At 62.6% G+C, this 13,942-nt stretch carries 11 protein-coding genes; 6 read left to right on the plus strand and 5 right to left on the minus strand.

Annotated elements, in window-relative coordinates:
• The first annotated feature begins 17 nt into the window (after window positions 1–17).
• A complete protein-coding gene (locus ACFOMF_RS04295) occupies window positions 18–752 on the plus strand; it encodes a phosphoadenylyl-sulfate reductase (protein WP_386361581.1) in 735 nt (244 codons plus the stop codon).
• 34 nt (window positions 753–786) lie between these two features.
• Here the strand turns inward: ACFOMF_RS04295 and ligA are convergent, their stop codons facing one another.
• Window positions 787–3,144, minus strand: coding sequence for an NAD-dependent DNA ligase LigA (gene ligA, locus ACFOMF_RS04300; RefSeq protein WP_386361583.1), 2,358 nt, complete (start codon window positions 3,142–3,144; stop codon window positions 787–789).
• 141 nt (window positions 3,145–3,285) lie between these two features.
• Here ligA and moaA point away from each other — a divergent pair, with 141 nt between their 5' ends.
• The 3 genes from moaA to zipA all read left to right on the plus strand — a co-directional run bounded on the left by moaA (window position 3,286) and on the right by zipA (window position 8,888).
• Complete coding sequence (gene moaA, locus ACFOMF_RS04305) at window positions 3,286–4,281, plus strand: GTP 3',8-cyclase MoaA (RefSeq protein WP_386361585.1); 996 nt, start codon at window positions 3,286–3,288, stop codon at window positions 4,279–4,281.
• A 107-nt stretch (window positions 4,282–4,388) separates the two neighbouring features.
• Entirely contained in the window at window positions 4,389–7,877 is a 3,489-nt protein-coding gene (gene smc, locus ACFOMF_RS04310; protein ID WP_386361586.1) for a chromosome segregation protein SMC, read from the plus strand.
• Between the two features lie 174 nt (window positions 7,878–8,051).
• Window positions 8,052–8,888 carry a cell division protein ZipA gene (gene zipA, locus ACFOMF_RS04315; protein WP_386361588.1) on the plus strand — a complete coding sequence of 279 codons (837 nt, stop codon included), beginning with the start codon at window positions 8,052–8,054 and terminating at the stop codon, window positions 8,886–8,888.
• 130 nt (window positions 8,889–9,018) lie between these two features.
• Here zipA and cysB read toward each other — a convergent pair whose 3' ends face one another.
• Both cysB and ACFOMF_RS04325 read right to left on the minus strand, forming a co-directional pair.
• Window positions 9,019–9,993 carry an HTH-type transcriptional regulator CysB gene (gene cysB, locus ACFOMF_RS04320; protein WP_386361590.1) on the minus strand — a complete coding sequence of 325 codons (975 nt, stop codon included), beginning with the start codon at window positions 9,991–9,993 and terminating at the stop codon, window positions 9,019–9,021.
• Between the two features lie 87 nt (window positions 9,994–10,080).
• Entirely contained in the window at window positions 10,081–10,569 is a 489-nt protein-coding gene (locus tag ACFOMF_RS04325; protein ID WP_386361592.1) for a universal stress protein, read from the minus strand.
• Between the two features lie 236 nt (window positions 10,570–10,805).
• Here ACFOMF_RS04325 and ACFOMF_RS04330 point away from each other — a divergent pair, with 236 nt between their 5' ends.
• On the plus strand, window positions 10,806–11,882 hold the full coding sequence (locus ACFOMF_RS04330) for a 3-deoxy-7-phosphoheptulonate synthase (protein ID WP_386361594.1): 1,077 nt from the start codon (window positions 10,806–10,808) through the stop codon (window positions 11,880–11,882).
• A 69-nt stretch (window positions 11,883–11,951) separates the two neighbouring features.
• Here the strand turns inward: ACFOMF_RS04330 and ACFOMF_RS04335 are convergent, their stop codons facing one another.
• Window positions 11,952–12,236 carry a GNAT family N-acetyltransferase gene (locus tag ACFOMF_RS04335; RefSeq protein WP_386361596.1) on the minus strand — a complete coding sequence of 95 codons (285 nt, stop codon included), beginning with the start codon at window positions 12,234–12,236 and terminating at the stop codon, window positions 11,952–11,954.
• Between the two features lie 401 nt (window positions 12,237–12,637).
• On the opposite strand from ACFOMF_RS04335, the gene ACFOMF_RS04340 reads away from it, so the two are divergent.
• Entirely contained in the window at window positions 12,638–12,892 is a 255-nt protein-coding gene (locus ACFOMF_RS04340; RefSeq protein WP_386361597.1) for an Lpp/OprI family alanine-zipper lipoprotein, read from the plus strand.
• 75 nt (window positions 12,893–12,967) lie between these two features.
• Here ACFOMF_RS04340 and ACFOMF_RS04345 read toward each other — a convergent pair whose 3' ends face one another.
• Window positions 12,968–13,927: a L,D-transpeptidase family protein gene (locus ACFOMF_RS04345; RefSeq protein ID WP_386361599.1), complete on the minus strand. Its 960-nt coding sequence runs from the start codon at window positions 13,925–13,927 to the stop codon at window positions 12,968–12,970.
• Window positions 13,928–13,942 lie beyond the last annotated feature (15 nt).

A 13,942-nucleotide genomic window follows, 5' to 3' on the forward strand; every position in this document is an offset into this window, starting at 1 on the left:
ACAAGGTATGCGATTAGATGACTTCGACCTTTGATGTCGCCGCGCTGTCCGCCGCCTACGCGGACCGCTCCCCGCAAGACATTCTCAAGCTCGCCTTCGAACACTTCGGCGACGATCTTTGGATTTCCTTCAGCGGCGCGGAAGACGTGGTCTTGGTGGACATGGCCTGGAAGCTGAACAAGAACGTCAAGGTCTTCAGCCTCGATACGGGCCGGTTGCATAGCGAAACCTATCGGTTCATCGAGCAGGTCCGCGAGCATTACGGCATGTCCATCGACATCCTCACACCTCGGCCCGAACTGCTCGAGCCCATGGTCCGCGAGAAAGGCCTGTTCAGTTTCTACCGGGACGGGCATGGCGAATGCTGCGGCATCCGCAAGATCGAACCGCTGCGCCGGAAACTCTCCACGGTCAGCGCCTGGGCCACCGGCCAGCGGCGCGACCAGAGTCCCGGTACGCGCAGCAATGTGCCGGTGATCGAGGCGGACGTCAGCTTTGGCAGCGACGAGCACCCCTTGGTGAAGTTCAATCCACTGTCGAAGATGACGAGTGAGGAGGTCTGGGGTTACATCCGCATGCTGGAGATCCCTTACAACAGCCTGCACGAACGCGGCTTCATCAGTATCGGCTGCGAGCCCTGCACCCGCCCGGTGCTGCCCAACCAGCACGAGCGCGAGGGCCGCTGGTGGTGGGAAGAGGCAACGCACAAGGAATGCGGCCTGCATGCCGGCAATCTGATTGCGAAGAGCTGAGTCGCTCTTCGCGCCGATACCGTTCGAAGGCCGGCTAACCTTCCAGCTCGCCCAGCCGTGCCAGGAAAGCCTCCTCGTCCAGCACCGCAAGACCCAGGTCGTTGGCCTTGGCGAGCTTCGATCCCGCTCCTGGGCCGGCAACCACGCAATGGGTCTTGGCCGATACCGAACCGGAGACCTTGGCACCGAGAGCCTCCAGCCGCTCCTTGGCCGCATCCCGGCTCATGGTCTCCAGCGTCCCGGTAAGCACCCAGGTCTGCCCCGCCAGAGGCGCGCCCGTCGCCGTCCTGCGCTCGCTTTCCCAGTGCATGCCAAAGGCCCGCAGTTGGGCTTCCAAGGCCCGGGCCCGCTCGGCACTGGCGGGGTTGGAAAAGAACTGACGAACCGATTGCCGGGCACGCTCATTGAGCCCCTTCATCGTCGACAGCTCCAGCCAGTCAGCAGCGATGATCGCCTCGAGGCTGCCAAAGCGCTCGGCCAGATTCCTGGCTCCGGTGGCGGCGACGTAGGGGATGTTCAGCTTGTCCAGCAGTTCGGCCAGACGGGTGCTGGCGGCGTACTCGGGACTCAACTCGCCCTCCTCCTGCACCTTCACCCCGCGCTCACGCAACTGCACAATCACGGTCCGGTTGTGCGCGTCATTGAAGAAGCTGTAGATCTCGTGGGCGACTTCCTGGCCCACGTCGGGCAGCCAGGTCAGCACTTCAGGCAGCGCCGCGGCGATACGCTCCAGCGAGCCCAGTGCACGAGCCAGCAGCTTGGCGGTTTCCTCGCCGACATCGGGAATGCCCAGCGCGAACACGAAACGCGCCAGGCTCGGCTCGCGACTGGCATCGATGGCCGCCAGGAGGTTGCGGGTCGAGACCTCGGCAAAGCCTTCCAGCGCAAAGACGTCATCGAAAGTCAGGGTATAGAGGTCAGCGGGAGACTTCACCAGACCACGGTCGACCAGTTGCTCGACGATCTTGTCGCCAAGCCCGTCGATGTCCATGGCGCGGCGTGACACGAAGTGAATGATGGCCTGCTTGAGCTGGGCCTGGCAGGCGAGCCGCCCCACGCAACGGTAGATCGACCCCTGGCTGATGGTTTCGCGGCCCTTGCCGCGCTTGATCAGCTGGGTACGCTCCACCGCCGAGCCACAGACGGGACAACTCTGCGGCACCTCCACTGCCGTGGCGTCCGCGGGACGGCGCTCGATCACCACCCCGAGGACTTGCGGGATCACATCCCCTGCGCGGCGAACGATCACGGTGTCGCCAATCATCACGCCGAGCCGCGCCACCTCGTCCATGTTGTGCAAGGTCGCATTGGCCACGGTGACGCCGGCCACCTGAACAGGCTCTAAGCGCGCTACCGGCGTGATGGCACCGGTACGGCCGACCTGGAACTCCACGCCAAGCAGTCTGGTGATTTCCTCGCTGGCGGGAAATTTATGGGCGATGGCCCAGCGCGGTTCCCTTGCGCGAAAGCCCAGCTCGCGCTGATGCGCGGTCGAGTTGACCTTGAACACCACGCCGTCGATCTCGTAGGGCAGCGACTGCCGGCGGGTGCCGATGTCCTCGTAATAGGCGCGGCAGGCTTCGACGCCATCGGCGAGCTGCAGCTCCCGGCTGATCGGCAAACCCCAGCCGCGCAGGGCCTGCAGAGTACCGACATGGGTGTCGGACAACACCCCGTCACACCGGCCGACGCCGTATGCGCAGAGCTCCAGCGGCCTTGCCGCGGTGATCTTCGGATCCAGCTGGCGCAGGCTGCCGGCCGCCGCGTTGCGAGGGTTGGCGAAGGGTTTGCCGCCCTGCTCCAGTTGCCGGATATTGAGCGCCTCGAAGCCCGCCTTGGGCATGTAGATTTCGCCACGCACCTCCAGCACAGCCGGCCAGCCCTCGCCCTGCAGGCGCAAGGGGATGTTGCGCACGGTGCGGACGTTCGCGGTGATATCTTCCCCGGTGGAGCCATCGCCACGGGTTGCACCCCGCACCAGTTGACCGTTTTCGTAGAGCAGGCTTACCGCCAGGCCGTCGAGCTTGGGCTCACAGCTGTACTGGACCGCAGCGAACAAGTCGCCAGGCGGCAGATCCAGCCCTTCGCGAACGCGACGATCGAAGTCCAGCAGATCCTGCTCCTCGAAGGCATTGCCCAGGCTGAGCATCGGCAGTTCGTGGCGCACCTGCCCGAAAGCGGCCAGCGCCTGCCCACCCACTCGCTGGGTGGGCGACTCGGGCGTGACCAGCTGCGGAAAGTCGGTCTCGAGCGCCTGCAATTCCTGAAACAGGCGGTCGTACTCGGCGTCCGGCACACTCGGCTCGTCGAGCACATAATAGCGATAGTTGTGCGCATCGATTTCACTGCGCAGTTGGGCGATGCGTTCGGCGGCGGTTTCGGCAGCAGACATGGGCTAGGGTCGTTCCTGGTCAATCAGCGGCCGATTCTAGCCCCTTTGCACAGCCCGACGCATGACTGGAGCTACCGGTATCCTTTGCTTGAAACCCTACCGGGGCCTACCATGTCGAACGTCTTTATGCCAGGAGCGCCCATGCCCGAAACCGGCCTCGTCGATCCCTTCGGCCGACGCATTACCTACCTCCGCCTGTCGGTGACGGACCGCTGTGACTTTCGCTGCACCTATTGCATGAGCGAAAACATGGTGTTCGCCCCCCGGGCGCAGATCCTCTCGCTGGAAGAGCTGTACGCCGTGGCCGATGCCTTTATCGGCCTGGGCGTCAGGCGCATCCGGGTAACCGGTGGCGAGCCCCTGGTGCGCAAGAACCTGCTCAGCCTGCTGGCGCGGCTGGGCGGCCGCAACGAGCTGGAAGACCTGTCGATCACCACCAACGGTTCACAGTTGCAGCAACTGGCCCGACCGCTGCGCGAGGCGGGTGTGAACCGGCTGAATATCAGCCTGGACTCGCTCAAGCGCGAACGCTTTGCGGAGCTGACCCGGCGAGACCGCCTGGATCAGGTTCTGGCCGGTATCGAGGCTGCACGCGCCGCCGGCTTTTCCGCCATCAAACTCAACAGCGTGATCCAGAAAGGCCGTAACGACGACGAAGTGCTCGATCTGGTCGAGTTCGCCATGGCTCGTGGTCTCGATATCAGCTTTATCGAGGAAATGCCGCTCGGGCAGATCTCCAGCCACGCTCGCGATATCACCTTTTGCTCCAGTGACGAGGTTCGAGCGCGTATCGAGTCCCGCTATCCGCTTCAAGGCACTGATCACACCACCGGCGGGCCGTCACGCTACCTGCAGGTCCGGGGCAGCGCGACCCGGGTGGGCTTCATTTCCCCCCACAGCAACAACTTCTGCGGCAGTTGCAACCGCGTCAGGGTTACCGCCGAGGGCAAACTGGTGCTCTGTCTGGGCGACGAGGGGGCGCTCGATCTGAAGGCCTTGATGCGACGCCACCCCGGTGACGCCCCACGGCTTCGACAGGCACTGATGGATGCCCTGCGGCTCAAGCCAGAGAAGCACCACTTCCGCACCGATGAGCAGGTGCAGGTCGTGCGCTTCATGAGCGTGACCGGCGGCTGAGCCTCCCGCTCCGTATCTGCCCCTATGCTAGACTCGCCGCCCGCGCCACCGCTGTTGCGAGCCCCCATGACGCGCAAGACATCCAATCATCGGCATGTGCCCGCTCGATGCGCCTGAAAAGCATCAAGCTCGCGGGCTTCAAATCCTTCGTCGATCCCACCACAGTCAGCTTTCCCAGCAACATGGCGGCGGTGGTCGGCCCCAATGGCTGCGGAAAGTCCAACATCATCGACGCGGTGCGCTGGGTCATGGGCGAAAGCTCGGCGAAGAACCTTCGCGGCGAATCGATGACCGACGTCATCTTCAACGGATCCAACACCCGCAAGCCCGTCACCCAGGCCAGCATCGAGCTCATCTTCGACAATACTGACGGCAGCCTGGCCGGCGAGTATGGCGCCTTCGCGGAAATATCCATCCGCCGACGGGTCACCCGTGACGCGCAGAACACCTACTTCCTCAATGGTGTGAAATGTCGTCGCCGCGATATCACCGATATCTTCCTGGGCACCGGACTAGGTCCGCGCAGCTACTCGATCATCGAGCAAGGCATGATCTCCCGGCTGATCGAGGCCAGGCCCGAGGATTTGCGGCATTTCATCGAAGAAGCGGCCGGCATTTCCAAGTACAAGGAGCGCCGCCGTGAAACCGAAAACCGCATTCGGCGCACACAGGAGAACCTGGAGCGTCTGACCGACCTGCGGGAAGAACTCGAGCGTCAGATCGAGCGGCTCCATCGCCAGGCCCAGGCCGCCGAGAAATACCAAGAGTACAAGGCCGAAGAACGTCAGCTGCGCGCTGGGCTGACCGCCCTGCGCTGGCGCGCGCTGAACGAGCAAGTCGGCCAGCGCGAGCGGATCATTGGCGATCGGGAAATTGGCTTCGAGGTGCTGGTTGCAGAACAGCGCAACGCCGACGCGCAAATCGAAAAGCTGCGCGACGATCATCATGATCTTGGTGAGCGGTTCAACCTGGTCCAGGCGTGCTTCTACTCCGTGGGCGGTGATATCGCCCGCGTCGAGCAGAGCATCCAGCACGGCCAACAGCGCTTGCGGCAGCTGCAACAGGACCTTGAGGAAGCCGAGCGGGCGCGCCTTGAAACCGAGTCTCACCTGGGCCACGACAGTACGCTATTGGCCACGCTGGACGAGGAGCTGGTCCTCTTGCGCCCTGAGCACGAGATGGCTCACGCCGCGCATGAAGAGGCAACCGCCGCCCTGGAACAGGCCGAAAGCGCCATGCAGCATTGGCAGCAGCGCTGGGAATCCTTCAACCTGGACAGCTCCGGCCCCCAGCGCCAGGCCGAGGTCCAGCAGGCGAGGACCAAGCAGCTCGAGCAGAGTCTGGAGCGCCTCGCCGAGCGCCAACGCCGCCTGCTGGATGAACGCGATCTGCTCCAGAACGATCCGCAGGGCGCCGACCTACCGCGACTGGAAGAAGACTTGGCCGCCAGCGAGCTGTGCCTCGACATGCTGGGCGAGCGCGAAGCGGAACTAGCCGAAGGAGTCGAAGCGCTACGCGAGTCGCTGCGCCAGGGAGAGAGGTCACAGCAAAAGGCCCAGGGCGAGCTGCAGCGACTCGGCGGACGCATCGCCTCTCTCGAAGCACTGCAACAGGCGGCCCTTGACCCAGGCAAAGGCGTGGGGACCTGGCTGCGCGAGCAGGGGTTGAGCGACCGCCCACGTCTGGCGCAAGGCCTGCAAGTGGAGCCGGGCTGGGAACTGGCGGTGGAAACCGTGCTGGGCGCCGATCTGCAGGCCGTCCTGCTGGAGGATTTCCAGACGCTGGATTTCGCCGGGCTGGCCCAGGGTGATCTGCGCCTCGCCCTGCATGCGCCAGCGCCCGAGGCAGCAGCCGGGTCCTTGCTGGAAAAGGTCCGCTGCAGCCACGACCTGACGCCTTGGCTGGGCGGGGTCTACCCAGTGCAGACACTGGACGAGGCGCTGGCCCGACGCGACGAACTCGCCGACGGCCAAAGCCTCGTCAGCCGAGACGGCTATTGGGTAGGTCGCCAGTTTCTGCGCATAAGGCGCGGCACCGAGGCTGAATCCGGCCTGCTGGCGCGAGGCCAGGAGCTCGACGCCCTAGGCCGCGAGCAAGGGACCGCCGAAGCCACACTCGCCGCGCTGGAAGCACAACTCTTCGGCTTGCGTGAAGCCCAGCAGCAACAGGAGGAGCTTCGCGAAGCGCAGCGTCACGCGGTGCAGGACGAGAACCGTCGGCAGGCTGACCTCAAGGCCGCCCTTTCCGCATTGCGCGCCAGAGCCGAGCAGATGGTGCTGCGGCGCCAGCGGCTGGAGGCCGAGCTGGCCGAAGCGAATGAACAGCGCGCCATGGAAACCGAGCAACTGGGCGAGGCTCGACTGCAATTGCAGGACGCTTTGGACGCTATGCAGGAGATGAGTGAGGTTCGCGAGGCCTTGCTTGCCGAGCGCGACCAGACCGGGAAATACCTCGATCAGACCCGTCAGGATGCTCGCCGCTACAAGGATCAAGCCCACCAGCTGGACCTGCGGCTCGGTTCGCTGCAAACCCAGCACCAGGCGACTTGTCAGGCGCTCGAACGGCTGAAGCTGCAGCGCGAACGTGCCCAGGAGCGCCACGAGCAACTTATCCTGAGCCTTGACGAAGGCAGTGCCCCGCTCGATGAGCTCCGCGAGCGCCTGCAGGCGCTCCTGGAAAACCGAAGCCAGGTCGACGAAGAGCTGCGCCAGGCCCGCCTGGCCCTGGACGAGGCCGATCAGGCGCTGCGCGAAGTGGAAAAACGCCGTGCTCAGGCGGAACAGCAGGCGCAGTCGCTGCGCGGAGAACTGGAGCGACAGCGACTCGAATGGCAGGCGCTCAGCGTTCAGCGCACAGCCTTGCAGGAGCAGTTGCAACTTGACGGCTACGACCTCCAGGGTGTCCTGGCGAGCCTGTCAGGCGACTCCAGCGAAGCGCAGTGGGAGAGCGAGCTCCAGCAACTGGCCGCTCGTATCCAGCGCCTGGGCGCGATCAACCTGGCCGCCATCGAGGAGTATCAGCAGCAGTCCGAACGCAAGCGCTATCTCGACGCCCAGAATGACGACCTGGCCGAAGCCCTGCAGACCCTGGAAAACGTCATCCGCAAGATCGACCGGGAAACCCGCAACCGGTTTCGCGACACCTTCGAGCAGGTCAACAGCGGCCTACAAACCTTGTTTCCAAAAGTCTTCGGTGGCGGCAATGCCTACCTGGAACTTACCGGGGAAGATTTACTCGATACCGGGGTGGCGATCATGGCGCGGCCACCCGGCAAGAAGAACAGCACCATTCATCTGCTGTCCGGGGGCGAAAAGGCGCTGACGGCGCTCGCTCTGGTATTTGCGATATTTCAGCTCAACCCCGCACCGTTCTGCATGCTTGACGAGGTGGATGCGCCGCTGGATGACGCCAACGTCGGACGCTATGCGCGGCTGGTCAAGGATATGTCGGAGACGGTTCAGTTCATCTATATCACCCACAACAAGATCGCCATGGAAATGGCCGATCAGCTCATGGGGGTGACCATGCTCGAACCGGGGTGCTCGCGCCTGGTAGCGGTCGATGTCGAGCAGGCTGTCGCGCTTGCCGAGGCCTGACGGCGGGTAGCCAACAGCTGATCGAGAATGGTCGGTTAGCCGACAAAGGCTACAAGACGGCGGTACAAAAGCGCCGTTCGTCATGCTAGCTTTAGTGGAATTTACAGTGCCAGCTTCTCTCCTCGCGAACGGGTGGCTGCGACGGCGCATACAACATTGGATCAGAGGTCATTAATGGAAATCGGTTTGCGCGAGTGGCTGATCGTCATTGGCATCATCGTTATCGCGGGCATTCTCTTCGATGGCTGGCGGCGGATGCGCGGAAGCAAGGGCAAATTGAAGTTCAAGCTCGACCGGAACGTGACCAACCTGCCTGATGAACCCGCCGCTTCGGCCGAGGTTCTCGGCCCGGCGCGGGTGGTCAATCGTGACCTCGAGCCCACGTTGAATGACGACGATCTTCCCTCGATGACCGCCGCCCAGCCACGCACGATGAAACCGTCGCCCCGAGCTGGAGCAGAACCCGACCAGGGTGACTTCCACCGCCACGACGATCTGCACGCAGACAAGCTGGTCGTGGACCTCGACACCTCCATCGAGGAACCTGCCGCGACCGAACCGCGAAGCGAGCCGGGCGCCGTCGAGGAAGTCCTGGTCATCAATGTGCTGTCCCGCGATCCGGCCGGATTCAGAGGCCCGGCGCTACTGCAGAACATCCTAGAGAGCGGGTTGCGCTTTGGCGAAATGGATATCTTCCACCGTCACGAAAGCATGACCGGCAACGGCGAAGTGCTGTTCTCCATGGCCAATGCGGTCAAGCCCGGCACCTTCGACCTGGATGATATCGATCACTTCACCACCCCGGCGGTGAGCTTCTTCCTCGGCCTGCCCGGCCCACGCCACCCCAAGCAGGCGTTCGACCTCATGCTGGCGGCGACCCGCAAGCTGTCCCAGGAGCTCGACGGCGAGCTCAAGGATGACCAGCGAAGCGTACTGACCGCCCAGACCATCGAGCATTATCGCCAGCGTATCGTCGAGTTCGAACGCCGGCAGATGACCCTCAAGCGCTAGGGTCTGTTGCCATTTCGTTCGCGGCCGCGCCGGAGCCTGCGGAACGCCGCCCGACCTGGCGCCATTTGCCGCTGCAACGCGGCTCGCGACGAAACGGCAACAGACCCTAGGGCAAAGCCTCGCTGCCGAGCTAACAGATCGGCAGCTTGATGTCCCTGAACAGCTCTTCCAGCTCGGCCTTGCTCTGACAGCGAATGGTGCCGTCGATCGCCTCGCGAGTGAGGTGCGGCGCGAAGCCCTGAATGAAGTCGTACATGAAGCCGCGCAGGAAAGTGCCGCGGCGAAAGCCGATTCGGGTCACGCTGGCTTCGAACAGGGTACTGGCATCCAGCACCACCAGGTCCTTGTCCATCTGATCGTCCACAGCCATCCGCGCCACGATGCCGACTCCCAGGCCCAGGCGGACGTACGTCTTGATCACGTCGGCATCGGCGGCGGTGAACACCACCCTGGGCGACAGATTGCGCTGACTGAACGCTTCATCGAGCTTGGAACGACCGGTGAAACCGAACACATAGGTCACGATGGGATGTTCAGCCAGCGCTTCGAGTGTCAGTCCGGAGGCCTGAGCCAGCGGATGGTCCCTCGGCACGATGACGCAACGGTTCCAGCGATAGCACGGCATCATCACCAGATCGTTGAAGAGTTCCAGCCCCTCGGTAGCGATGGCGAAGTCGACCGTACCATCCGCCGCCATTTCGGCGATCTGCATTGGCGTGCCCTGATGCATGTGCAGCGAGACATCGGGGTACTGCTTTATGAAACGGCCAATCACCGGCGGCAAGGCATAACGCGCCTGGGTGTGAGTAGTGGCGATGCTCAGGGTGCCCTTGCGCTCATTGGAAAATTCCTGGGCGATCTGCTTGATGCTCTCGCACTTGCGCAAGATCTCTCCTGCGGTGGCGATGATGCGTTCACCCGCTGGCGTCACGCGGGTGAGATGCTTGCCGCTGCGGGCGAATACCTCGACGCCCAGCTCGTCTTCCAACAGACGTATCTGCTTGCTGATACCGGGCTGGGAGGTGTACAGACTCTGCGCGGTAGCAGAGACGTTCAGATCGTGGTGCGCGACTTCCCAAATGTAGCGCAGCTGTTGGAGCTTCATACAGAACCCTCAAGAGTTATCCATTGCCAGCTTCATATCCCTATGGCTGCTTTTATTATGATTATAGAACTAAAGGTTCCATAAGATTCATATGCCACGGTGCTGGAGCATGGGAACCAGGTAGACGGGAACTCCCGACAGCTGGACGAGCCGTGCCGCGGTACGGCCGAGGTGGGTATCGAACGCGCTGTCGTCACTGTGGCTGCCGATCACCAGCAGGTCGACGCCAAGGCGCTGGATCTCTTCCAGAATCACCAGCGGCGGGTCGCCCTGTACCACTCGCACCTGGCGGATAGGCAGCACCCCGACTCCATCGCCCAGCTCTTCCTGGAAGCCTTCCAGCACGCGCGCTTCGACGCTCGACATGACTGCCGAGAGCCCCTGCGTGTGTAGCGCTTGCAGGGTCCGGTCATCAAGGTAGGTCTGCAGGACGGAGTGAGCGAACAGACCGAGTGGCTCGACGGCATGCACGACATAGAGATCGGCCTGATAGGCACGACTGAGGGAAAGGGCATGCTGCAACACGTCGGAGGCGTACAGCCCCAGATCCGTCGCGTACAAGATCGATCTGATCAACTACAGCTCTCCCGCCTTGCCTGTCTCATCCTCAGCGTAGCAGTGCCTGCGGGATGTGACAGCGCCATCATGCCGTGTTGCGATCATTGGCACCTCGCATCGTCGAGAGACTGCAGCTGTCGCCTCCATACACAAATCTGATTGTCGCTTCCAGCGGTTCCGCGATAAGGTTCCTCCCCTTTCCACACTGGCTCCCGCTCCGCACCGGCAGAGACATCAACACCAACGAGTACACGATGGCTGACTTACCGATCGACGACCTCAACGTTGCCTCCAACGAGACCCTCATCACCCCTGATGAGCTCAAGCGTGAACTGCCGCTTTCTCCCGCGGCGCAGCGCACCGTTTCCACTGCCCGCCAAGTGGTTCGGGACATCCTGGACGGTAAGGACAACCGGTTGTTCCTGGTCATCGGGCCCTGCTCGATACACGATCTCAAGGCCGCCCACGAATACGCCGGACGGCTCAAGGCGCTGGCGGAAGAGGTGTCGGACAGCCTGTTCTTGATCATGCGCGTCTACTTCGAGAAGCCGCGAACCACCATAGGCTGGAAAGGACTGATCAACGACCCCTACATGGACGACTCCTTCAAGATCCAGGACGGCCTGCATATCGGCCGCAAACTGCTTCTGGAACTGGCCGAAATGGGGCTGCCGACGGCTACCGAAGCGCTCGACCCGATCTCTCCGCAGTACCTGCAGGACCTGATCAGTTGGGCCGCAGTCGGCGCTCGCACCACCGAGTCCCAGACTCATCGCGAGATGGCCTCCGGCCTGTCCTCGGCGGTGGGCTTCAAGAATGGGACCGATGGCAGCTTGACGGTGGCTATCAATGCCCTGCAGTCCGTGTCCAGTCCGCACCGCTTCCTGGGTATCAACCAGTCGGGCGGCGTCTCGATCGTCACCACCAAGGGCAACGCCTACGGTCACGTCGTCCTGCGCGGCGGCAACGGCAAGCCGAACTACGATTCGGTAAGTGTGGCCATCTGCGAGCAGGAGCTGAACAAGGCCGGAATCAAGCCGAACATCATGGTCGACTGTAGCCACGCCAATTCCAACAAGGATCCGGCCCTGCAGCCGCTGGTGATGGAAAACGTGGCGAACCAGATCCTTGAGGGCAACCAGTCCATCGTCGGCCTGATGGTCGAAAGCCATCTGGGCTGGGGTAATCAGTCCATTCCCAAGAGCCTGGGCGACCTCAAGTACGGCGTCTCCATCACCGATGCCTGTATCGACTGGGAAACCACCGAAAAGGCCGTGCTGGGCATGCGCGAGAAGCTCAAGGATATCCTGCCGACTCGCCAGCGTAGCTGATGCAGCACTGGTGGTAGACACCAACCCCGCCACATGGCGGGGTTCTTTGGTCAAGGTCCCGCCAAGCTTTCAGCCCGCCTGGCTCGCCTTCAGCCGGTCACGCTCAAGATAGCTTTCGACATAGGAGCACGAGGGGATCACCACATACCCTTCCCGATTGGCGAAATCCAACGCCTCCTGGACGATGGCCGCCGCGATCCCGTGCCCACGAAGGTCCTCGGGAACGTAAGTGCGATAGAAATCCAGTGTCTGCTTGCCGAGATCCATGTAGGCCAGGTAGGCGCATCGACCATCCAGATTGACTTCGAAGTGGTATTTCTGGCGGTCATGCCGGATGGTAAATTCGCTCATCATGGCTCCTTAGCGGTAGGCCCCGCCTAGGTGGCCCCGCCTAAAGTCTTATTGGAAATATCGGCCACCAGGTGGCCATCGCCTTGCGTTGCTTGAGCGTGCCAAAAAAAGCTTCGTTGGAGAAGTACTTTCGCATGGCAGCGGATACGCGGCATACGAAAGTCTCTGTCCGAAAGTCTCCGAAAGTTCCATCCATCGATCGGAGTGAAGCGCTCAGACCCGGGTAAAACCGCGCCAGATCAAAGAAACGAACGCTTTTTGTTCAAAGGCGTCCGGAAGTGCGAAAAAACAACCCTGGCCACCCGTCGCCGAGTTTACTTGCTCCGCGTTATAGGTACTATTGGCTCCGCCAACTTCCTCGATGCGAAGTTGCTCTTGGAACTCCACTACATTAGGGGAACACAATGAACAAGGTTGTAAAGTTTTCCGCTCTGGCCCTGGCCGCCGCCCTGGCTGCCGGTTGCAGCAACACCGCCACTACCGAAGCCGAGTCGCGCCTGACCGCTACCGAAGACGCTGCTGCTCGTGCTCAAGCGCGCGCCGACGAAGCCTACAGCAAGGCTGACGAAGCCCTGGCCGCTGCCCAGCGCGCTCAGCAGACCGCTGACGAAGCAAACGAGCGCGCCCTGCGCATGCTCGAGCGTGCCAGCCGCAAGTAAGCTGTTGCACCTATGAAAAAGCCGACCCTGAGGTCGGCTTTTTCATGCCCGCGAGAAAAGTTCGTCCGAGCCCCTTTAGAAGGCGGTCTCGAACTGACTGGCCAGCGCCTCGGAAGACTCGGCGATCTGAACCGGCAGGCCATCTTCAGCAGCCACGATATCCCGAATCATTTCCCAGTCCAGGCGCAGACTGGCCGTCACCTGATCATGATTGAGCAGCGTGTTTACCACAGCCGCGTGCTTCTCGGTCAGGCTGATCGGCTCGTCATCCTCCAGCGGGGCATGCGCCTCGAGGTACAGCTTGCCGTTGGACAGCCCCAGCTTGTAGGGCTCGTTGATGATGCGCACCGGCGTTCCTACCGGCACCATCTCGGCCAGCGCCAGGACATGTTGGTTGTACATGCGGAAGCAACCGTGGCTGACGCGCATGCCAATGCCGAACTTCTTGTTCGAGCCATGGATGAGATAGCTGGGCAGGCTGAGGTTGAACTTGAAAGGTCCCAGCGGGTTGTCCGGGCCTGGCGGCACCACACGCGGCAAGGGGTCGCCATTGGCGGCGTGTTCGTCGCGGATGGACTGCGGGGGATACCACGCCGGGTTCGGGGTCTTGGCGGTGATGCGGGTTACCGCCACCGGCGAGGACCAGCCTTCACGGCCGATACCCAGTGGATAGGTATGCACCACGTCCCTGTCCTTGGGGAAATAGTACATCCGGTATTCCGCCAGGTTGATCACGATGCCTTCGCGCGGCACGGCAGGCAGAATGTAACGGGTCGGCAGCACCACCTCGGTGCCCTCCCCCGGCAGCCATGGATCGACTCCGGGGTTGGCCGCCACCAGTTCCAGGTAGCCAAGATCGTAACGCTCACCCAGATCGGCAAAAGTGTCCTCGTACTTGGCCTGGATGACCTGCACCTGGCCGACCACGTCGCCGTCATCGGTGGGCATCGGCAATTCCAGTGCTTCACTGCGTGCGCCCAGTAACAGCGCGGCCAGGGACAGACAGCAGGCGAATGAGGGCACACGCATGAACATCGGACGTCCTTCCAG

This window comes from Stutzerimonas tarimensis (assembly GCF_042648805.1).
Lineage (GTDB): Bacteria > Pseudomonadota > Gammaproteobacteria > Pseudomonadales > Pseudomonadaceae > Azomonas > Azomonas tarimensis.

What these genes read in the sequence shown, in the direction of transcription:
- smc (WP_386361586.1), top strand. Translation starts at nt 4,389, where the DNA reads ATGCGCCTGAAAAGCATCAAGCTCGCGGGCTTCAAATCCTTCGTCGAT.
- ACFOMF_RS04335 (WP_386361596.1), bottom strand. Translation starts at nt 12,236, where the DNA reads ATGATGAGCGAATTTACCATCCGGCATGACCGCCAGAAATACCACTTC.
- ACFOMF_RS04295 (WP_386361581.1), top strand. Translation starts at nt 18, where the DNA reads ATGACTTCGACCTTTGATGTCGCCGCGCTGTCCGCCGCCTACGCGGAC.
- ACFOMF_RS04340 (WP_386361597.1), top strand. Translation starts at nt 12,638, where the DNA reads ATGAACAAGGTTGTAAAGTTTTCCGCTCTGGCCCTGGCCGCCGCCCTG.
- zipA (WP_386361588.1), top strand. Translation starts at nt 8,052, where the DNA reads ATGGAAATCGGTTTGCGCGAGTGGCTGATCGTCATTGGCATCATCGTT.
- ACFOMF_RS04330 (WP_386361594.1), top strand. Translation starts at nt 10,806, where the DNA reads ATGGCTGACTTACCGATCGACGACCTCAACGTTGCCTCCAACGAGACC.
- cysB (WP_386361590.1), bottom strand. Translation starts at nt 9,993, where the DNA reads ATGAAGCTCCAACAGCTGCGCTACATTTGGGAAGTCGCGCACCACGAT.
- ligA (WP_386361583.1), bottom strand. Translation starts at nt 3,144, where the DNA reads ATGTCTGCTGCCGAAACCGCCGCCGAACGCATCGCCCAACTGCGCAGT.
- ACFOMF_RS04345 (WP_386361599.1), bottom strand. Translation starts at nt 13,927, where the DNA reads ATGTTCATGCGTGTGCCCTCATTCGCCTGCTGTCTGTCCCTGGCCGCG.
- moaA (WP_386361585.1), top strand. Translation starts at nt 3,286, where the DNA reads ATGCCCGAAACCGGCCTCGTCGATCCCTTCGGCCGACGCATTACCTAC.